The sequence below is a fragment of the Bradyrhizobium sp. 6(2017) genome (genome assembly GCF_011058295.2).
GTDB lineage: Bacteria > Pseudomonadota > Alphaproteobacteria > Rhizobiales > Xanthobacteraceae > Bradyrhizobium > Bradyrhizobium septentrionale.
Map to the genome: position 1 here is coordinate 4,033,056 of NZ_CP049289.2, position 20,122 is coordinate 4,053,177.

Annotated in this window: 19 protein-coding genes and 1 pseudogene; 12 read left to right on the forward strand and 8 right to left on the reverse strand. The window is 60.4% G+C overall.

What is annotated here, in order from left to right; all coding sequences use genetic code 11:
• Positions 1–203 precede the first annotated feature (203 nt).
• A complete protein-coding gene (locus tag G6P99_RS18640) occupies positions 204–509 on the forward strand; it encodes a hypothetical protein (protein ID WP_156928373.1) in 306 nt (101 codons plus the stop codon).
• Positions 510–868: 359 nt separating this feature from the next.
• Here G6P99_RS18640 and G6P99_RS18645 read toward each other — a convergent pair whose 3' ends face one another.
• Positions 869–1,690 carry an alpha/beta fold hydrolase gene (locus tag G6P99_RS18645; protein ID WP_165123133.1) on the reverse strand — a complete coding sequence of 274 codons (822 nt, stop codon included), beginning with the start codon at positions 1,688–1,690 and terminating at the stop codon, positions 869–871.
• A 54-nt stretch (positions 1,691–1,744) separates the two neighbouring features.
• Entirely contained in the window at positions 1,745–2,260 is a 516-nt protein-coding gene (locus G6P99_RS18650; RefSeq protein WP_246709580.1) for a hypothetical protein, read from the reverse strand.
• 94 nt (positions 2,261–2,354) lie between these two features.
• Here G6P99_RS18650 and G6P99_RS18655 point away from each other — a divergent pair, with 94 nt between their 5' ends.
• Entirely contained in the window at positions 2,355–2,903 is a 549-nt protein-coding gene (locus G6P99_RS18655; protein WP_245284519.1) for a TetR/AcrR family transcriptional regulator, read from the forward strand.
• Positions 2,904–3,383: 480 nt separating this feature from the next.
• Here G6P99_RS18655 and G6P99_RS18660 read toward each other — a convergent pair.
• From G6P99_RS18660 to G6P99_RS18670, 3 genes and pseudogenes are all read right to left on the reverse strand, one after another.
• Positions 3,384–3,649: pseudogene (locus G6P99_RS18660) on the reverse strand (response regulator); the annotation flags it as partial.
• A 563-nt stretch (positions 3,650–4,212) separates the two neighbouring features.
• A complete protein-coding gene (locus G6P99_RS18665) occupies positions 4,213–5,286 on the reverse strand; it encodes a hypothetical protein (RefSeq protein WP_165123137.1) in 1,074 nt (357 codons plus the stop codon).
• 242 nt (positions 5,287–5,528) lie between these two features.
• Positions 5,529–5,795 carry a hypothetical protein gene (locus G6P99_RS18670; RefSeq protein ID WP_029078395.1) on the reverse strand — a complete coding sequence of 89 codons (267 nt, stop codon included), beginning with the start codon at positions 5,793–5,795 and terminating at the stop codon, positions 5,529–5,531.
• A 305-nt stretch (positions 5,796–6,100) separates the two neighbouring features.
• On the opposite strand from G6P99_RS18670, the gene G6P99_RS18675 reads away from it, so the two are divergent.
• Together G6P99_RS18675 and G6P99_RS18680 are read left to right on the forward strand one after the other, a co-directional pair.
• Positions 6,101–6,517, forward strand: coding sequence for a hypothetical protein (locus G6P99_RS18675; protein WP_029078396.1), 417 nt, complete (start codon positions 6,101–6,103; stop codon positions 6,515–6,517).
• A 48-nt stretch (positions 6,518–6,565) separates the two neighbouring features.
• Complete coding sequence (locus tag G6P99_RS18680; RefSeq protein ID WP_165123139.1) at positions 6,566–6,775, forward strand: hypothetical protein; 210 nt, start codon at positions 6,566–6,568, stop codon at positions 6,773–6,775.
• Between the two features lie 194 nt (positions 6,776–6,969).
• Here G6P99_RS18680 and G6P99_RS18685 read toward each other — a convergent pair whose 3' ends face one another.
• Positions 6,970–7,812: a protein-L-isoaspartate O-methyltransferase family protein gene (locus G6P99_RS18685; RefSeq protein ID WP_156928375.1), complete on the reverse strand. Its 843-nt coding sequence runs from the start codon at positions 7,810–7,812 to the stop codon at positions 6,970–6,972.
• A 139-nt stretch (positions 7,813–7,951) separates the two neighbouring features.
• Here G6P99_RS18685 and amrB point away from each other — a divergent pair, with 139 nt between their 5' ends.
• The gene (gene amrB, locus G6P99_RS18690; RefSeq protein ID WP_051346010.1) at positions 7,952–9,655 is read left to right on the forward strand and encodes an AmmeMemoRadiSam system protein B; all 1,704 of its coding nucleotides are present in this window, start codon (positions 7,952–7,954) and stop codon (positions 9,653–9,655) included.
• 12 nt (positions 9,656–9,667) lie between these two features.
• Here the strand turns inward: amrB and G6P99_RS18695 are convergent, their stop codons facing one another.
• Entirely contained in the window at positions 9,668–11,539 is a 1,872-nt protein-coding gene (locus G6P99_RS18695) for an MORN repeat-containing protein (RefSeq protein WP_029078398.1), read from the reverse strand.
• A gap of 259 nt (positions 11,540–11,798) precedes the next feature.
• On the opposite strand from G6P99_RS18695, the gene G6P99_RS18700 reads away from it, so the two are divergent.
• From G6P99_RS18700 to G6P99_RS18725, 7 genes are all read left to right on the forward strand, one after another.
• The gene (locus G6P99_RS18700) at positions 11,799–12,377 is read left to right on the forward strand and encodes a hypothetical protein (protein WP_165123141.1); all 579 of its coding nucleotides are present in this window, start codon (positions 11,799–11,801) and stop codon (positions 12,375–12,377) included.
• Positions 12,359–13,426, forward strand: a complete 1,068-nt coding sequence (locus G6P99_RS18705) for a hypothetical protein (protein WP_156928376.1) — start codon at positions 12,359–12,361, stop codon at positions 13,424–13,426. Before G6P99_RS18700 ends, G6P99_RS18705 begins: the two co-directional genes overlap by 19 nt.
• 19 nt (positions 13,427–13,445) lie before the next feature.
• Entirely contained in the window at positions 13,446–14,705 is a 1,260-nt protein-coding gene (locus G6P99_RS18710; protein ID WP_334262078.1) for a toll/interleukin-1 receptor domain-containing protein, read from the forward strand.
• Positions 14,672–14,839, forward strand: a complete 168-nt coding sequence (locus G6P99_RS47695; protein WP_414645577.1) for a hypothetical protein — start codon at positions 14,672–14,674, stop codon at positions 14,837–14,839. Before G6P99_RS18710 ends, G6P99_RS47695 begins: the two co-directional genes overlap by 34 nt.
• A gap of 382 nt (positions 14,840–15,221) precedes the next feature.
• Positions 15,222–16,811: a sugar ABC transporter ATP-binding protein gene (locus tag G6P99_RS18715; RefSeq protein ID WP_051346011.1), complete on the forward strand. Its 1,590-nt coding sequence runs from the start codon at positions 15,222–15,224 to the stop codon at positions 16,809–16,811.
• The gene (locus G6P99_RS18720) at positions 16,808–17,800 is read left to right on the forward strand and encodes an ABC transporter permease (protein ID WP_029078402.1); all 993 of its coding nucleotides are present in this window, start codon (positions 16,808–16,810) and stop codon (positions 17,798–17,800) included. Before G6P99_RS18715 ends, G6P99_RS18720 begins: the two co-directional genes overlap by 4 nt.
• A 103-nt stretch (positions 17,801–17,903) precedes the next feature.
• Positions 17,904–19,055, forward strand: coding sequence for a substrate-binding domain-containing protein (locus tag G6P99_RS18725; RefSeq protein ID WP_165123143.1), 1,152 nt, complete (start codon positions 17,904–17,906; stop codon positions 19,053–19,055).
• 80 nt (positions 19,056–19,135) lie between these two features.
• Here G6P99_RS18725 and G6P99_RS18730 read toward each other — a convergent pair whose 3' ends face one another.
• Positions 19,136–19,930, reverse strand: a complete 795-nt coding sequence (locus G6P99_RS18730) for a DeoR/GlpR family DNA-binding transcription regulator (RefSeq protein WP_029078404.1) — start codon at positions 19,928–19,930, stop codon at positions 19,136–19,138.
• Positions 19,931–20,122: the final 192 nt, after the last annotated feature.

The window sequence follows — 20,122 nt, forward strand, 5'->3', positions numbered from 1 at the left end:
CGCTCGGCATTAGACCCTGCGGCAGCACGGTAGACGCGTGGTCAAAAAGTGTCACTTCAAGGCGCGAGGCCGGCCTGGGTCGGAGATTGCCAGGCAGCTTTGCCGAAACCTTCATCTAGCTTCTTCTTCAATGAGTCTTTGCCCACTTGCCAACGGAAGACATGTGCTTGTCGTTCCTATCGCGTCCGGATGGCCCGGGAAAAATGCTGCTGGCCGAAATAGGACAATCGGCAAATCAAAGCAGGCCGCTTACATCAGGACAAGTGGCAATATTCTGGAGTCATCAGGACAAGCTGCCGGTTGCCTGCCCGAGGAGCGGAAGCGGCTCCAACTCCTACCCAGAGCTGCCGCTCATATTTGAGGGGGCGCAAATTAAAGCGCAGTTCCCAAGGCACCAATTGAGAGGTCACAGGGCCAGAGATGAACACAATAAAGCAGCGGGACATCACGAAAATGCTGCCAATCCCGCCGCGGAACATCGCGGCAAAGGCGACTACGCCAAAGGTTAAGGAACGCGCCGCAAGCGCAAAGCAGCACTCGCAAACGCCCAACACAGCGACCAGGCGCATTCGAAAAGTCAGCAGCCGAAGTGATAAGCAACGAGGGCTCGGTTGATCGCCGGGCTCTTTCGTTTCGTTCTGAATCCGGGATGCAAACGCCGTGGGCATTGGACCACAACCATTGGCTTAGCGGCGGGCCATCCTGCCGCGTTCGCCGTCGTGCTTGCGTATGCAGTGCTCTGGCTATGCTGTCATTCGCTGCGACGCACGTCCTGTCTCCAAAGCGCAGCCGGTAGCAAACAGCAGCGGCCACCGCGATCTCCCCATGCTTGCCATCACCGTCGGTCGCCATTCGAACTCGTGACTGATCAGTAAGCCGAGGACGAAAGACGCCTTGGCGGGTGCAGCCCGTCCGCGAAGGCCAGGAACTTGGCGGCAAACTCCTCGGAGGCTTCGAAATATGCCTGATGCCCGGCGTTGATCTCGCCGAACGTTGCGTCTGGAATCCGCTCATAGAGATCGCGAGTGCGGGTGACGATCTGATCGTGGGCGCATCCGAGAACGAGCGTCGGGCACCGGACCCGGCTGGCTTCTGCCTGGATGTCGACGCGCAGATCAAGCTCCACCTGTCGCGCCAGACCCTCCCAGTTCGTACCCGCAAGAATGCCTTGGGCCAGGGCGTCGAGATGTGCCGCAAGCGGGCTGGCGAAGAATTTGTCCGACAGGGTCGTCAGTGCAAGAAGTTGGATAAAACCCTCCCGATCCGCCGCGATGAGACGGCGCCACAGCTCGAAGGTCAGCTTCAGACGTGGCTCGTCGGCGGTCAGGAAACCGGCCACCAAGGTGAGCGTGCGGACCATTTCAGGCCGCTCCGTCGCCAGAACGGTCGCGATGGCGGCGCCGAGCGAATGGCCTACGAGGTCGACATGCGGTGGGCCGACCGCGTCAACTACCGCCGCCACTTGCCGGGCCAGCGTCGGCAAGTCGAGTGGGGCGCCATCGTCCGTCGTCTCGCCGGCACCGGAATAGTCCAGCGTCACCACTGTGCGGCTTCGGGCCAGCCGCTCGATGAGATCGCCCCAATGCCCGTCTCCGCCGCCGGTGCCGTTCACCAGAAGAACCGCAGGTCCCTTACCCAGCACTCGGTAGGCCACGCGCGCGCTGCCCACGTTCACGAAGTTACTCGTCATTATTTCTTGCCTCTTCATTGTGTTGCTTCAGCAGCGAATTCTGCATTTTGTTCCTCACTGAGTCTCTCGCCCCGATTTCGCATTGCGGACGAGCACGCTGTCGCCGTTCCGGCTGATTTCGAGCGCGCCTGCCCGGGGCGTTGAGAAAGCCACGCTCTGACCCGGTGCAAAAACAGACACAACACGGATCGGCGTTCCCGCGATGCCCTGCGCAAGGGTCGTGACAACATGGAATCCATCTCGCTCGACGGTGTAGGCGACACCGGACACTTCGCCGAGGTCGATGCTCTTGGCATCAATCGGACGCAGGCCATCGGCGCGGGCCGCCTCCACAGAGGCCAAGGCGAATGCTGCGGCAACAAGCATGCTACGGATAGACATCGCGATCTCCTTTGGGTTGCGACCCGAAATCTTGAAAGCCAGCGGCATCCGGGCGTTCGGGTCGCCGTCAACGATCAACATCGCACCGGTGAGAGCCCGCTTTTCGGTCGGAGCCATTGCAATCTCCATTTCTGTAGTGATCGGCACATAATCATTTCGACGATTTAGATCCTTGATCGACAGTGTCAAGTAACTTATGTGTTGATCATTACAGAATAGAGGGGCGATGGCAGCTATGGGGAGGCCAAGGGAGTTTGATCGCGACGCGGCGCTCGAGGCCGCCATGTTCCTGTTTTGGCGCAAGGGGTATGCGACAACTTCGATGAATGACCTGTGCGGCACCATGGGCGTTGGGTCGCCAAGCCTCTATGCGGCCTTCGGCGGCAAGGAGGCGCTCTATCTCGAAGCGATCCAGCATTACGTCCGGACCAAGGGGCTCCTAGTCTGGGACAAGCTTGCGGAAGGAGCGACCGCTCGTGCTGGCATCGAGAATCTACTGATCGCGGCGACCAACCGCCTGCCGAGATCCCGCGCGACACCGGCAGGCTGTATGGCAGTGCTGGCGGCCGTCGGCGACGAATGGCCGACCGCGATCGCCCGCGTGGTCAAGAAGGTCCGGCTCGAAATGCTGGGTATGCTACGCTCGCGGCTGGAAGCTGCAGCGAACAAAGGCGAACTGCCCGCCTCGACGGAAATTGATGGCCTGAGCCGGTTCTATTTGAGCGTCTACCAGGGAATGGCAATTCAGGCGCGGGACGGAGCCACCCAGGTGGAGTTGCGAGCCGTGGCTGCAGCGGCAATGGCTGCTTGGCCGGGCGGTGGCCAGACATAGTCCGCTCGGGAAATACGCTTCTCGGCAGTCGCGAGCAGATCGTCGCTGATGCCCGCTAACGGGATGGTCCGGTGTGCTCCCGCCCCGCCGGTGACAGAAGCTGGCCCGGGGCAGCGAAGACAAGAAGCGGTCGGCACCGAGAGCCGCCGGTCGCAGCGACCGGACCGTTGATGTAGCATCTAGGCGCGGTGAAACAGTTTCTTATCTCCAAACTTCAAATCGATCTCTGCTGGAACGTGCAGTTGAAGATGGCATGCGTCGAGCCGACGCCGATGTGGATCTACGCCTAAGCAGTTTTAAGCGGACATGTTTCCCTTCGATGGCTGGCTATCGCGATGTCCCGCTGACACGGATTTCCTCAAAGTGCGAGTGCAGCCAAAGCCGCTTCCTTAGGCATGTTTGCGATATGCCATCCGGCGTCGTGTTGGTCTGCTTCGGTCAGTATGCCTCCTTCCGACCATTCGGTAGTATAAAACGAAAGATTCCGCTCGCGCCATAGCCGGTAGAAAAAATGAAGGGGCGCTCACGCGCTCTGATAATCTCAGCCACCGGTGCGCTTGATCTGCCGGCGAGATTTATATCTAGAATGGCGAAATCGAACTCACCACGGTTTGCTAGGTGAACAGCTTGTGGAGACCAGCCTCGGCCGCGACCGCTTGACCTAGCTCCTCCAGCATTTCCACCAGCATCATCCTGATCATTGTCTCGTCCTCAACGAGGAAGACAGAATAGGGTGATTCTATCATGGTGGAATGCCTGCCGTTTCTGTCGGGCCAGATCGGCTCCATAAGCTTAACCCGGCGCGCGCGTGTCGCACCTCAATTTGGGCGTTAAGCTTGATGTCCGCGTTGCAGGTTAAATCTGGAACGATCTTTTAGGCCGGTCGGTTGGGCCGATCTGTTCGTGCCTTCGTCTCCATCACACGGCTCATCGCCGGGGGCTTCCTTTGACCTTAATCCAATGGCTCCGGCCGCCGCGGTAGGGGCAACCTGAGCGCTTTGGACGCCAGCCCCACGAAGCCAAACTCGCAGGGCTTGGGGACCGCTCTACGCGATCGCGCACGGGGCTTATGCAGGGAATTGGGCCTTCGAGACTGGTTACGGCAGACCGGGTCCGCCACCATCCTTCGCTCGCAAGGCGAGAAGGATGACGCGCAGAAGCTAGCCGCGGAGGCAAGCCTGCCGCGTGCCACTTCGCGAAGGCGTACTAGTCGTACCTGTCACTGCGAGGAGCGAAGCCACGAAGCAATCCATCGCGCCGCATACGGAAGGGTCTGCTTCGCTTTGCTCGTGCCGCCCGCGGCGCAGATCTAGTTCGGCATCAGCACCGCGTCGACGCGACGGCTGTTTCGTGCGCTGATGACGATGACGCCATTGCGGATCGCAAACCTCGCGCCGACGAGGCGCGGAGCCTTCTCCGTCAGCGGTGACGGCAGCGGAATCATTCCACCGGTGACGGTATCGCCTACGTTTATCGGCGGCCCCACAACGCCGGTCGATGGCGCTGCTTTGATGTATTCCCTTATCAATTGAATCTCTTCACGCGAAAGGCTGAGCGCGGTCTGTTCGCCGCCGGCCGCCTTTCTTTCCGCCTCGGCCTTGTCTTGCGCTTCTTGCTGTTGGGCGGCGTCGCGCTTCGCGGTTTCGATCTGTTCGAGTCTTGCGAGCCGTTCCCGCAGCGGAGCCAATTCCCGGCGCAGCGTGGCAATGTCCGACTTTAGGGTGGAGTTCTGGCCGAGCGCAATTGCTGCGGCAACGCAGGCAACGACCGCGATCAGGCTAAGACATGCGACCGCCAGCCCCGCGATGCCGACCCCATCGCTGGCCTTCCGGTCCGCCGCGCCGCTTGTGAAACGCCGACGCCGCCGGTGAGTGAATTTCGGAATGCGCATGCCAAGCAATCCGACAAGTCGCGATAGCTGGGAATCGCTCCGATTCGTCTCGTGAATGGAGCCAAATGACGGCTCGAGGACGATCGGGGATCCTCCGGGTAGATCCGATGCGGCGGTCGAACGGCTCGAGCTCGAGCTCACGCGATCGGTGCCGTCTTCATCTATCGCGCGAGGGGGCTCTCGATCAATGTCGCCGGTTCGATCGACGAGCGCATCGCGTGTGTCGCCAACAATGGCGTCCGAACGCGCTGTGGCTTCAAGCGAATGCCATAGCGAGAGACCGGAATCTGTGATTTGCAGACCGGCGTCATTGATCGAAGCTAATCCGGCTTCGAAGACGTCGGCGTCGCCTAGCTCGGACGAGCGCCTCAACTGCGCAGCTCCATCGCCGCCTGCGATCATGCGCTTGACTTCGCGGCTGACCTCCTCAAGCGGAATCCGTTGCTCGGGCCTTGCGGCCAGCACACTCAGGATCGCCAGATTGAACTTCATGCGGCGCCTCTCGATGCCTCATCAATAGGTCGCGCAGCCATTGCTCTCCCGTACGGGCGATTTGCGAGCGTCAGCGGACGTCGAAGCGGTTAGTCAATGCCGGCATCGACGTCCGTCAGCCAGAGAGTCGGGCGAGTGTAACGGCTCCCGCATAGGCAAACAATCCGGCGAAAGACGTGCGCCGAATGGATAAGTCCGCATGCGAACGGCACGCGCCAAGATCGCGTCGGCCGACGCGTGTCTCAGAGAAATTCGCGAAGCCTGGAGAGTTCGAGCACATGCTCCGGCGACAGCACATCGGGGACGAGGGGAGGCTGCGCCGTAGTCCGGATCTCATAGAGATGGCGCGTCTTCTCAGGCTTATCCATAAAGTCCCGAATGCATTGGTCGAGCGTCCCGCTGACGACCGTATAGGGCATCCGATCCTCTCGCCTGGCATTGTTGAGCGATGGCCACTTGTAAAGCGAGGCCGTGGCCTGAAAGTCCACCTGATGAGCGTGATCGTTCATTCGAGGATATCAACCCCAAAAGGCTTTTCCGTCAATGAGCGTACGGCAGCACACACGCGCTTATATGAATATCCGAAATAGCGTGAGCGCGGCGAAGACGAAGGTCGTTAACGGTGAATGCTTGAATCTGTCCACTCCCAAATCAAGGAGGCGTGTGAGTCAATCTACAATCTAAAATAGAACGTGTATTTTGATTGACTACAACAAATGAGAGCATTTTAACGAAATGAATGTCTTAAGTCGCTGAAAAAGTTGTAAAATTGTCAAATTGGTCGCGTTGGGATGAATTGCGTTGCGAACGTGCGATGACGCTCGATGCGCCGGTGTGCACGACAATGATCCTCGCCCGCCTCGCCGGAAGTCTGGTACGCGCTGCGCTTGCTGACCACCCGGGCGAGAAGATCATCTCGCTTCTGGCTATCTCGGTGTCGCACCTCGAGGAACACTGGGATCTGGCTCTCGACCTCCCGCTCGGACTGGCCGATGAAGCACTTCGCCCTGGAAGTCCGCCGGGGATGGCCCGCTGGGCGGCAGACTGTGCCATCGACAGGATCCGCGATCGCTTTGGCTGGGCGCGATCGGATACGGTTCGGCGGCGCTGGAGGCTGTTCGTTCGGTCCCCGATGAGTTTCGCAAGCTTGCCGAGAAAGACCTCTAGAATTCGTGATTCACTTTCTCGTCAGTCCATTAACAAAAGGCAATTTGGAATCGCGCCCTTGTGAGTGGTGACCTCGCGCACTCGGCCTATTCTGGGGATGCGGAGGACAGCCATGAAGCACAGCGCCGAACTGATCCAGACCATGCGCGATGCGTTGGACACGGTCATGGCCAGCGTTCCTGCGGATCAATCCGTTTTCGGTCTCAAGGCGGCCGTTGCTGAATGCATCCTGAGAGCCGCCGCTCACGGCCAGACGTCGTTCGACGGACTCGTCACCTCAGCGTCCAATCAGCTGCAATCGATCATCTCGATGCTGACCTAGGAGATGAGGGCGGCCGAGCCGTCCGGAGGACCAGCTCGAATGAGCAGGGGATGCACGGCTGAGAACCCGACCTTGCTCGCCGCAAGCAGGTGCCGCGGTGGCGAATCCGCCAACGTCGCGTCCGGCCGCAGCAGCAGCCACCGCCTGACTTGTTCGTCCATTGGCGTTGCGGCAATGAGTGCGAGCGAACGTGGCTATATCCGCATCGGCAGGAAGTGGATCAGCTTCCCATGGTAAAGATCGACCGTCTCGCGAGGGGATGAGGATGAAGCTTTAACGACTTTGATGATGTGCTGCATTGCGCGGTGACCCAAGGGCAGGATCATCATGCCACCAGGCTTCAGTTGATCGAACAATGGTTGAGGAATGTGATCCACGGCGCAGGTCACAACGATCTTGTCGAACGGAGCCGCTTCGGCCCAGCCGAAATATCCGTTGCCCTGCTTGGTGGAGATGGACGCGTATTCCCGATAGCCGCGCTCGACCAGATTCTCGTGCCTGGCTCGAGCGTTGTCCGCCAGTTCGCCAACGATCTCCACGGTCCATACCTTGTCCGTAAGATAAGCGAGGTAGGCGGATTGATAGCCAGATCCCGTGCCGATCTCGAGAACATGATCGCCGGGTGACACCTCGAGCGCGCTTGTCATCCGGGCGACAATGCCTGGACCCGAGATCGTGGCGCCATGACCGATGTTCAGATAGGCGTTGTCATAGGCACGGATCATGTCCTGGGCCAGAACGAACTGGTCCCGCGGCGTCATCAGAAATGCCGCGGCATCCTGCGGCCCCCAGATGTCCCGGTTCGACCGGAGCGCCAGATATCGCTCCCACCTGTTGGCCAGCAATGGCGCCTGTTCACCGCGGTTGATTTCCATCCACCGGATGAAATCTTCCCGATTGTCGAGTGGCGGTGAAAATTCAGGTGCCTGGTGTCGTTCAAGTGCCGCGGCAGCGATCCTGGGAAAGGCCGCGCTTGCGATCGCGCCGGCCAGAACGGCACGCCTTGTCAGCCCGCACGGATCTGATGCCTGGCTCATCCTGCGATCCTATTCTGCCCGATGTTCTACCAGCAAGCGAAAATATAGCGGACCGAACGCCAAGCGTCATCACTCGAATTGGAACGTCCCGGTAAAGCTGCAATAATCCGGCGGCGACCGTCGCCGCAGAACCAAAAGAATGCATTCTCCAGCGCACAGATCATACAAGCATCTGCAACTGCTTCTGTTTGCTTTCGGCATCGTCGTGATTGCCACGACGGCAGCGGAAAGCTCCTCCAGGCCGTCAATTCGGGCTCAATTCACCGCAGCCGAAATGTTCTCGATACCGATCGGCGAAGCTCGAAGAGCCGGCATCGCTCCGAGGAGGCTCTCCGGAATCACCGTTCCCCATCACCTGCTGGCGGCCGGGTTGATCGCGCAGGCGTTTCAAGCGGTGGAGAGCGGGCGCATCAAGAAGGTCATTGTTCTATTCCCCGACCACTTCAAGCGATCGAGCTTGCCGTTTGCAACGACGGACCGCCCGTTTGACACGGTCTTCGGACGGGTCGAGAGCAGCCTGCCTGATGTCCGGACACTGCTTGGGGCGCGACGGTTGGTCGGCCGATCCGACTTGTTCGAGCGCGACCACGGGATCGGCGCCATCGTCCCATTCATCAGGCACTACCTGCCGGATGCCCGGATTATCCCGATCGCCGTTGCACTTCGTTCGCAGCAAGCGGATTGGGACCAACTCGTTGCGGTTCTGCATTCGATCGTCACTGAGGAGACGCTGGTGGTTCAATCCACCGACTTCTCGCACTATCTGCCGCTCGAGCAGGCGACGCAACGGGATCAGGAGGTCCTGAATATTCTCGCTTCGGGGGATATCGCCTCGGTTGCTCGGCTAAGGCAACCGCAGCATATGGACTCGCGCGGGTCGCAATACCTGCAAATGCGAATACAACGGGACTTCTTCAGGAGCCGGCCGCTGGCCGTCTACAATTCAGACTCACACGCCTATGCCGACGGCCGGGACGGACTGACGACCACCTACATCGTCCAGCTCTATGAGACCGATCCGCCAGCGCAAATAGGGCAGGACCTTCCTGGATCCAAGGTATACTGCTTTGCCGGGGATACGTTGTTTGGACGAGGCCTGCTGCGAATTCTCTCGACTCGAGATGAGCAGGAGCGGTTCTTTCGGGACGCACGTCGCGTGTTGAACGGCTGCCGGCTGATCGTGAATCTGACCGGCGTAGTCGTACCGGAGCTTCCGCTCAAGTTGGAGCCCATGATGTTGGCGATGCCGTCGATCCTGACGCTGGAGGCGCTGAAAGCCATCAACGTCGTGGGTGTCAGTCTCGCCAACAACCACACCATGGATCTCGGACCCGCGTCCTTCGATCTGATGAGAAGAATTCTATCCGACGTCAACATCGCCACCATGACGCATGGCGAGATAGTTGACTTCGGCGGCTTCAGGTTGACGGCGTTGACTGATCTCGACAATCAGAGCCTTCGGACCGAGGGCGTAATCGGTCCGGACGACATCGCGCGGCTCGCCGCATCGCACGCCAAGCCGCCTCTTTTTGCGATGGTCAATTGGGGCACGGATTACGTCAACAGGCCGGGTCCACGCCAGATTGAGCTGCGATCGGAACTCCGGCAGTCAGCCGTCTCGTTGGTGATTGGTGTCCACCCCCACTCGGCGGCTTCCGCTCTAGACCTGCTCGATGGGGGCGGAGGGATCAGCGTCCACTCGCTCGGCAACTTCATCTTTGATCAGACCTCACGGGTTGCTTCCGGCAGCTTCCTCGAGGTCCGCGTCTTCGAACACGGGACGTACTTCGCGCGTCTGGTTCCCCACCTGAACTTCTTCGAAGCTGCGCTGCAGCAGCGATAAGCCTGATCCGCCTTACGGTTTCGGCATTCGCGGCCTGAAATACGTCAGGTCGACCACTGGCGAGGTGACGACCGATCCATCGGTGAGCTTCAGCACCAGTTGGAATTGATGTCGCGACGTCTTGGGGGCCGAGATATCGAGATTAAAGCTTCGGGCCGTGCCCTGAGCGATGCTTGCCTGCCAATTCTTCGGAAGATGAACTTGATAAGAGCTCCGTCCGACGGACAGCAGGCTAGGCGAGGTCTGCACCCGAGAACCTCGATCCACTGCGTCATCGCAGCCAGCTTCACCCATCTCGATGTCGAAGGAGACCAGGGGTATGTTCAGTGAAAATGGCGAAGATTTCGATTTCAGTTCGCCTTGATTCGATTTCCATTGATATTCGATGTTGCCGGACATGGTCGTGAAAATGACGTTCTGCTGCGGATAGACAAAGTCGCCAAGTCGGCCGAACAGGCCGGTTTTCTTGACCTTGAGCACGCAGGCTGCGAGAGCCGTGTTGATCTGATCCTCCGTCGTATCGCCGCTGGGCATGTCGCAGCGGAACGCGAGACCGCCTGTCTTGGGCTTGTCGGACATTTTCTGCCGATACAAATCGAGCGCTGCCTTCTTCAAACGGTCGGTATCGACGCCGAAGCCGCGGAGGCCGTCAACGATCGAGGCCTGCTTGGTGCCGTCAAAGGACCCGAGTTGCGCAGTGGTTTCCTGAGTGCGCCGATCGGCGGTTCCCAAACTGTAGGTCAGTTTTGCGCCGACGACCTGTCCCCACCCCAGATTCCGAAAGATGATGTCCGGTCTGTAGGCAGTGTCGATCCCGCAATATCCGGGACCTGTCTGAGACGCTTCCAGATATGGCTCCGGGTCGAGGGTACTTGATGCAACATCCAGAATTGCGTCGGCGATGACCGCCGGTTGAACGCCTTCGTTTTGCACCTGTACCTTCAGGAATACCGAAGCGAATTGATTGTCGCTGTAGATCGAGGGCAGGCCGTCCTCGTACCCCGACGAGATCTTCCCGCCGCCCTTCCAGGCGTCGCGAAAAGCCTTGGAGCCCGGTTGGATGGTCATCATTCCAGGTGAGAACTCGGCGTCGTACACGTGCGCTTGGGTGTCGGGATCGGCATCGGCGAAGGTGCCGTTTTTCTCCTCATCCATCGCCAGCTTCAGCTTCACTGCGTTGGAAACCGCCGCGAGCCGCGGCTTCAGCGCACGTGGAATCGGCGTGACATCGGGAATCCGCACGCGGTTGGTTTCGGTGCCCTGGTCCCAAACGGTCCAGTAAGACCCTTCGGCCAGCAGGAGCTTGCCTCGACCGTGCCTCAAGCCGCTTTGAAACTTGCCTTGATAGATCGAGCCATCGCTTGAGACGTATCGGCCTTCGCCTTCCATCTTGCCCGCGACGAAATCACCGTCATACCTGTCGCCATTCTCCAGCTTCAATACGCCATGGCCGTCCATCAGTCCGTTGAGCCAGTGTCCTGAATACGAATACCCGGTCCGGAACACGAGAAGCGCTCCGTCTCCTTCCGGACGCCCGTCCTTCAAGGTCCCTTTGAAGACGCTGTAGATGAACTGGCGGTCGTAATCGGGAGCGCCCTTCGCGCGCCAGCTCAAGGTGCCGGCGCCATTAGCCAGGGGATTTTCATCGGAGCGGACCGGAGCGCGAGGCTCCCAAAGAAACTCCAGATCCAGTTCAGGATGAGGATCCCAAACCCGGAATTCCTTGCGGATCAGGCCACGCGTTTCGCTGCTCCAGACGACCTCGGTCCTGTTCTTCCAAGCGCCGTCGGCAAATGCAGGTTCAGGGAATAGCGGCGAGACCGTCAGCAGTGCGGTGAAACACGCGCCGGCGAGTATTCGAGCCGCATCAATTCGTTCGCGCATCGAATGTGTGTCCGATCATCAGAACCAGCATTCAACCGTTGCCACGCGAGCAAAGGTTAGCGAACGAACCGATCGCGGGCAAGGCCCGCGAACCATATGCACTTGTCAATCATGCGTTGCGGCTCCTATAGTCGGAACGGTGCAAGGCCCTGAAGATGCGGTTGAACACACGATGCGTCGCCTGCTTGCAGCCGTTCTTGCTTTTGCCCTCCTGGTGACCAGTCCGACCCTCGCCGAGACCGGACCGACGAGGGTGATCTTGCTGTTCGTCATCAACACGCCCGATCAAAACGCAATGAACGGCGTCACCGAATGGATCAAGGCGTTCAAGAACAATCTCCGGTTCCTGCTTGCCGACTTTGACAGTGAAAATCCGGGTGCCGACCCGGTGTTCAAGGTCCAGCTGGTTTCAAAGAACGTGGAGACGGCCGATACCGATCTGCTCGAGAGCTCGTTTCAGACCCAGCCAAGCTTGCAGGTCCTGAGCACCGTCGGCAGATACGCCGGGCAATCGACCTTTGTCGATAACGACATCTATCTCGGCGATCTTCGAGGCCGGCTCAAGGCCCCTTACGTGCACTTCTCTCGGGAGATCGCGCCGGGGCTCTACTCGATCAACCGCGAGGCCCTGGCGGTCGTCACACTCTATGCGTACGGAATGGCGCTTGCGAAGGCACTGCCGGCAGATAGCAGCCGCTACGTCATCTGCAAGGTTCTCGATCGCGCGAACATGTACAGGGATCGGGATCTCGGCGCCGACATGAAGATGTACTTCGACGAGCTGTTCAAGGCGATTTCGTACGAGCTGGAGGCTCGCGCATGCGGCGGCAAAAAATAGTTTGCTGCGCCATTGCCTTCTTTTGCCTGCTGGCGGCCGGGCTGCCGGCTCGCTGTGCCGACAGGGTATCGGTTCGTACGCTGGTGCCGACTTTCTCCAGCAACACCAGCCTGGGAGCCAACGCATCGACCGTTCTAGCATTGAGGCTCTGGACGACGCTTCGTCCGCGTCCCAACCCAAATCCAAAGGATCTCTATTTCGGGTCGGGACAAATCGAATGGTCGGAGCGCGTCACCGAGAATTCACCAGAGGCCGCCAATCAGATGGCGCTTGAAACCGGCAGCGATCTCGCGCTGTGGGGCGGGGTCGAGGAGTACGGACCCGGCATCGTTGTCCTCGCAAACCTGCTCGTTGTACGCAATCGACCGGCCACCGACGACCTTCAGAAATGGGTGGTGAATTATCGTGACCAGCAGATTGAGCTCAGGCTACCAAACACCAACTATCAGTTCTCCCCGCTGGTGCTCGCAAAGGACGTGACCGCCAAATATTCGCGCCCGAACCAGATTACTGTGTGCGAGCAGAAAAGTCCGGATTGTGCCGGAAGGCGTCTCGGTAGCCCGTTTCGGTCAATCAGGATCGATGGAGATTACGCGCTCGTAAGGCAACCGAGCGGAGCTACCGGCTGGGTATTTCTTCCGGATTTGTCGAAGGCGCAGGGAGAGGTGATCGATTTCACCGCAGCGCTCATATCGTATCTGCGGGGCGACTTCGAACAGGCCGAACGATTGTTTTCCAGGGTGCGCGATTCTCAGACGGACAGCCTCGTGCATAACGACGCGTTGCTGCTTGCAGCAGTCTCTCGATTTCGCCTGGGCGACGGAATTGATGGCTTGCGGAGTGCTCATGAGCAAAACCCGTATTCGCGTTTCGGGGTTCAGGCGCTCGTCATGGCGAACATCTCGTTGGCCCAGGCGGCCCAATCTGGAGAGAGCAGGGCTGCCAGCCTGAAGGAAGCCGGCAGCTTGATCGAGGCCTATCGACACCTCTTTCCTGACACCGATCCCTGGCTCGTCGGCGTGATCAGGTCGTTGCGCTCATCCAACTAGGCCCGGATCGGAGAGCGGCATGGCCGACGTATTCATCAGCTACTCAAAGTCCCGCCGGGCGGAGACGGAGGAGCTTGCCGCGGATATCGAGGCTCGGGGATATACGGTTTGGTGGGATACGGACATGTCCCCCGGCGATCAATTCACCACCGTCATCTCCACCGAGTTGGCGCGGGCGCGCGCTGTCATCGTGATCTGGACGCCGAAATCCGTGACGTCGGACTGGGTGATCTCGGAGGCCGGCCGCGCCCTCAAGCGCAAGGTCTTGATCCCGGTTTACACGTCTGATCTGGCGATCGACTCGATCCCGCCGCCATTCGACGTTCTGCACACCGAACCGGTGACAAACCGCGAAGCGATTTTCGGTGCACTCGAAAAGCTTGGCATCAAGCCCGGCGAGCTGCCGGTCAAGCCGCCACCCAGTCCGCCTTCACGTCGAAATGTGCTTGCCTTGGCCGGCGGATCGGCTGCCGTCTGCGCGCTAGCAGCGATTCCCTTCTTGCGGAGTAAAGCTTCCGACACCGACAAGCCGGCCCGCACATTCGAGATCGGATCGGATACCATCTCGACAATTGCCTACACGATCGATGGCCACAACCTTCTCCTGGGCGGCTGGGATGGTGCCATCAGCCTGCGCGATTTTAAGAGCGGCAGCGAGGTTCGCCGTTTCGATGGTCATGCCCATGTGGTGTGGAGCCTGGCTGTCCTCCCGGACGGCCATCGGGCCATTTCGAGCGGCGACGACGGGATCGTGAAGCTGTGGGATCTGGCCAATGTCCATCCCATACGGGAGTTCAAGGGACACAGCGGCGAGGTGTGGTCGGTGTCGCTGGTGCCCGGCCAGGACAGGGCTCTTTCGGCTAGCCTCGATGGGACCATGAAGCTCTGGGATCTGTCGAAGGACATCCCGATCAGAACGTTCAACTATGGTTCGAGGCTCCTTTGCGTTGCGACGTCGCCTGACGGCAAGATCGCCGTGTCCGGAGCAAATGGCGCCATCCAATCGTGGAATGTCGACGACGGAAGCAAAATCAAGACTCTCAACGGGTTTGATGGCGATATCATCGCCATCGGCGTACTGCCCGACGGCAAGCATGTGGTTTCGGGCGGCGACGATGGCATCATTAGATTGTGGGAGCTAGCGTCGGGGCGCGAAGTCGCGAAGTTCGAAGGCAGCCGAAAAATCTCCGCGCTTGCAGTTTCACCGAACGGCCGCACCGTGATTTCGGGGGAGAGGATGCAACTGTGCGGCTTTGGGATGTTTCCAGCCATCGGTTGATCAAGAGCTTCAATGGCCACGCTGCAGCGGTCGAGTCTGCAGCGATATCTCCCGATGGCCGTTCCGCCGCAACCGGTGACAAGAAATCGGTCGTCAACATTTGGAATCTGGGAGGGACCGGCTCGACCGTTTGATCTGCCGGAAGGTTGATCGTGCTCCTCGGCGTTACGAACGGACGAGCCTTGATGTCCCGATGAGCATCGCGAGCGCCCGCTAACCCCTTGTGGTCGCGACCGGTCGATCACGGAAGTGATGTATTTGTCATGTCAGTGTGCGGCCGCACGCTCCGGAAACCGCACGCGGTTCGGTCCGGCCTGCTTAGGTTTGACGCAAGAAGAGGTGGCACCCGTCGGGTCTCCGAGGAGCTGGGGCACGCGTTGCGGAGCTGAAAACCCCCGTCCAACCGCGAAGCCATCCGTTGACAATCGACCCGGATGGTAGAATTATAACATAAATAGTTCGGAAAATAACACGATGTCACCATCGTAGCAGCGATGGGCGGAGTGGGAGGAGAAGGTGGAGCCGTCTGGTTCGGTTGCAGCACAACCGACGCCGCCGCTTGTGCTGGTCAACGGCATCAACAAGCGCTTTGGCGGCGTGCGCGCGCTGCGCGACGTCAGCCTCGAGGTGCGGGCCGGCGAGGTGCATGCGCTGCTGGGCGAGAACGGCGCCGGAAAATCCACGCTGATCAAGATTCTCAGCGGTGTTCATGCCTTCGACAATGGCTCAATCGAGATTGCGGGCCGGCGGGTGGCATTCGACAGTCCGGCAAAGTCGCGCGAGGCGGGGATCGCCGTCGTCTATCAGGACCTCAGCCTTGTTGAGTCCTTGAGCGTAGCCGACAATCTGCTGCTCGGTCGTGAACCACGCACCCGTTTCGGCTTCGTCAGGAAGCGCGAATTGATGGCACAGGCCGAGGCGTTTCTGACGCAGCTCGGCATCCCCCTCGATATCAAGGCCACCGTCGGCTCGCTGCCGTTTGCCTATCGCCAGATGACGGAGATCGCGAAGGCGCTGATGGGCGAGGTGCGGTTGCTGATTCTCGATGAGCCGACGTCCTCGCTGACATCGGACGAGGTCCGCATCCTGTTCGAGGCAATCGGCAAGGTGACGCGCCGCGGCGTCGGCGTGATCTATGTGACGCACCGGCTGAATGAAGTCTTCGAGATTTCGCAGCGCGTGACCGTGTTGCGCGACGGAGCCAATGCCGGCACTTTCGTCACCGCCGATACCGACATGAAGCGGCTGGTCAATGCGATCGTCGGCATCGATCGGGCGTTGCCGGTGACGACGAGGGCCGAGCCGCAAGCTGCCCGCGCCTTCGAAGCGGCTCCGGTTCTGTCGCTGTCGAATGTCTCCAACGACCGGATGCGCGCTGTCGACCTGTCGGCCCTGAAAGGCGAGATCCACGGGCTGGCCGGGTTGATCGGCAGCGGGCGTACCGAGATTCTCGAGACGATCTTTGGGCTACGTCCCGTCGAGCATGGCTCGTTGCAGATCGACGGCCGCGACTGGCTGCCAAAGAACCCGGCGGATGCGATCGACCGGGGAATAGCCCTGGTGCCGGAGGATCGTCACGTCCAGGGCCTGGTGCTCGACCATTCGATCGAGCGCAACGTCACGCTGTCGCGGCTTCCTTACTTTTCGCGCTGGGGCTGGATGCAGCAGGCCGCGGCCGCCAGGCGCGCGGAGACCGCGATCGGCAGGCTAGCTGTGAAGGCGCCGGGCGCGTCGAGCCTGGTCAGGACGCTCTCCGGCGGCAATCAGCAGAAGGTGGTGTTCGGCAAGTGGAATGATCCGAGGCCGCGCGTTTTGCTGCTGGACGAACCCACAGTCGGCGTCGACGTCGGCGCGCGCGAGGAGATTTATGGCGTGATCCGGCACGCCGCTCGCGACGGCACCGGTGTGCTGGTCGTGTCGTCCGACCTGGTCGAATTGATCGAGCTCTGCGACCGCATCTCGGTGATCGTTGACGGCAGCGTGGCCCGCACGCTTGTGCGCGGCGAGATCGACGACGCCGAAGAGCTCCACCATTTGCTTCAACTGTACCAGGCGTCCGGCCAAGGCGTTCTTGACAAAGCCGCATTGCACGAGTTGCCCGCATGACCGAACTGACTGCCCCCAACGTCGTCGCATCGCCGACCAGATCCGACCGCCGCCGCAAGCTGCTGCAGAATTTGTTGCGCGGCGAACGGCCCTACATGCTCTACATCGCCTTCGTGATCCTGCTGGTCGTGTTCAGCCTGTCATCGCCCTGGTTCCTGTCGGTCGAGAATTTCCTGAATATCGGACGGCAGACGACGCTGGTGTCGATCATCGCGGTCGGCATGACCTTCATCATCATCGCGCGCCAGATCGATCTATCGGTGGCATCGACGCTGGCCCTGTCGGGGATGGCGGCTGCGCTGGCGATGAGCCAGATCAACAACAGCTGGATCGTCGGCGCCGCCGCCGGGCTCGGCACCGGTGCGCTGGTCGGGTTGCTCAACGGCATCCTGACCACGCAGCTTCAGATCCCGTCCTTCCTGGTGACACTTGGCACCCTGAGCATGGCGCGCGGACTGGCGATGATGGTCACCAACACCAAGCCGGTCATCATCACCAACGAGACCTATTTTGCGATCTTCGGCGAAGGGTCTTTTCTCGGCATCCCCGTGCCGATTGCCTGGACGCTGGCGGCGATGATCGTCGGCATCCTGCTGCTGCACTACAACGTGTTCGGGCGGAGGATCTACGCGGTCGGCGGCAACCCGACCGCGGCATTGTATTCCGGCATCAACACCAAATGGGTGACGACGGCGGCCTTTGTTCTCACCGGCACGCTGGCCGGCCTCGCAGCGCTGGTGCTGTCTGCTCGTTCGCATGCCGCGCGGCCCGATGTCGTGCAAGGCATGGAGCTCGACGTCATCGCAGCCGTCATCCTCGGTGGCTGCAGCCTGTTCGGCGGGCGCGGCTACATCCTGGGGACGCTGTTCGGCAGCCTGATCATCGGCACGCTCAACAATGGTCTCGTGCTGCTTGGCGTCAGTTCGCCGATGCAGCTCGTGATCAAGGGCGCAATCATCGTGGCCGCGGTGGCCTTCACCAAACGCTAGTCGAAGTCGAAACGCGGCGCATGAGGCACGGAATCTTCGCGCTGCACGGTAGGGGCAAGGTCGCCGGCCCTCGGTCAATCGGCGACCAAAATGGGAGGAAACAATGAAGCCAATCTTGCGACAAAGTGTGCCGCTGACCATGCTGATTGCTGCGACGGCCATCTCGATCGCTCCCTCGGCCCGCGCCGAAGTCCCCGCAACCTGCGTCAAGGGGGTCGACCTCGCAACGCTCGGACCGAAATCGATCGTCGGCCAGGGACCGCATGGCGAGAAGGCCGCTTCGCCCGAAGTGCTCGCACTGTCGGACGCGGATGCTGCCAAGATCAAGGAGAAGCATTTCAAGGTCGGCATCTCCATGCAGACCGTCGACCTGGACTGGTCGCAGCTCCAGATTCAGGGCATCACCGACACGCTGAAGAAATACGGCGTGACGGTGACGGGCGTTGCCTCCGCCGAATATCAGGTCGACAAGCAGATCGCCGATATCGAGAATACGATCCAGCAGCATCCGGACGGCATCATCTCGATCCCGGTCGATTTCACCGCCACCGCGCCGACCTACAAAAAGATCGCCAAGGCCGGCATCAAGCTGGTGTTGATGGACAGCATCCCGACCGGCCTCAAGCACCCCGAGGAATACGCCGCGATGGTCTCGGCAGACAGCCAGGGGAACGGGTTGATCGCAGCGCAAATCCTTGCGTCCTGCGTTGCGCAGGGCGGCACCATCGGCCTCGTCAATTTCGGCGTCGACTATTTCAGCACCAACGAGCGCACCAAGGGCGTGCGCGAGTGGATGAAGGCGAACCGGCCGGACATCAAGATGAAGCAGGTCGATTTCACCGACCCGCCGAAGGTCTCGCAGATCGCCGGCGACTTCCTTACCGGCAACCCTGATATCAAGGGCCTGTTCGCGGTCTGGGATCAGCCGGCGCTGGATACGCTGAGTTCGATGCGCGCTCAGAGCATCAACATCCCGGTCACGACCGTTGACCTCGGCCTGCAATCGGCGATCGAGATCGCCAAGGGCGGTCCGTTGAAGGCGACCGGCTCGCAGCGTCCCTATGATCAGGGCGTCGCAGAGGCACTGGCGATGATGAATGCGCTGCTCGGCAAGGAAACGCCCGGCTGGATCGGCGTGCAGTCGCTGCCGGTGACGCAGTCGAACGTGCTGGAATCCTACAAGACGGTGTTCAAGAAGGAGCCGCCGCCCGAACTGATGGATGCCTGCAACAAGGCCAAGCCTGCCTGCAACTGAGCCTTGACCCGCGATGCGCGGTTTTGCGAGGCCACGCATCGCCGACCAGCCTGATCCGGGCGAGCCAGCCCCCGTTCGGATCAGGTTGCGCTCGTCACATACTCGACAGGAAGGCTGCGGAAGTGCTTGCGCATGTCTGACGGCACCGAGCCGCCGACGATGATCCGCGAAAACGCGCTGACGTCCGAGAAGAAGGCGGGCTTGAGACTGCCGAGCTTGCTGGCATCGACGACCAGAATGCTTTCCATCGCAGTGGCGATCGCAGCCTGCTTGATCGCGACCTCGTGAAAATTGGAGCAGCTCGAGCCGCGGGTCCAGTGCAAGCCTCCGGCGGAGATGAAGGCCTTGTTGATCCCGAGCCGCCGCAGATAGGACAGCCCGTCGTCGGACGAGAACGACTGCGATGACGGGTGATAGAGGCCGCCCATCAGCATCACCTGCGTGGCCGGTCGCCGCGTGACGATCGTCGCCACGTTCATCGAATAGCAGATCACCGAGAGCGGCATATCCTCGGGCAGGCAGTCTGCCAGCGACTGCATCGTGGTGCCGCAGTCGATGAAGATCGTGTCGCCTTCCTTGATCGATGCCGCCGCCGACCGGCAGGCGAGCAGCTTGTCCTGGGTGTGCTGATCGATCTCCTGCTCGAACGTGTACTTGATGCCGGTCGGAGATGCCGCGTTCACGACGTAGCCGCCGAGCAGGGCGAGCGCAGCCTCCGGTCCGGCGAGGTCGCGCCGCACCGTCATCTCGGACACCTTGAGCAGCTCCGCGGCATCCTTCAAGTGCAGCGCGCCGCTGCTTTCGACAGCGCGGCGCAGCCGCTGCAGGCGCTGAACGCGTGTCTCGCTGGGTCGTGCGTTCGGTGTTTCAGCCATTTTGCTCACCGAGCTTGCTTATCCGGTTGACAATGATCTTACAATGATGTGAGTTTAGCAACGACAATATGTTACAATAATAACATCAAGGGCTGGCGGCCAATCCGCGGTCTGACGATGTCATGCATCGGCGGGCTGCGGCTCCGGCGGGCAAGGTCTGGGAGGATCCCATGTTGCAATGGACACATTCAG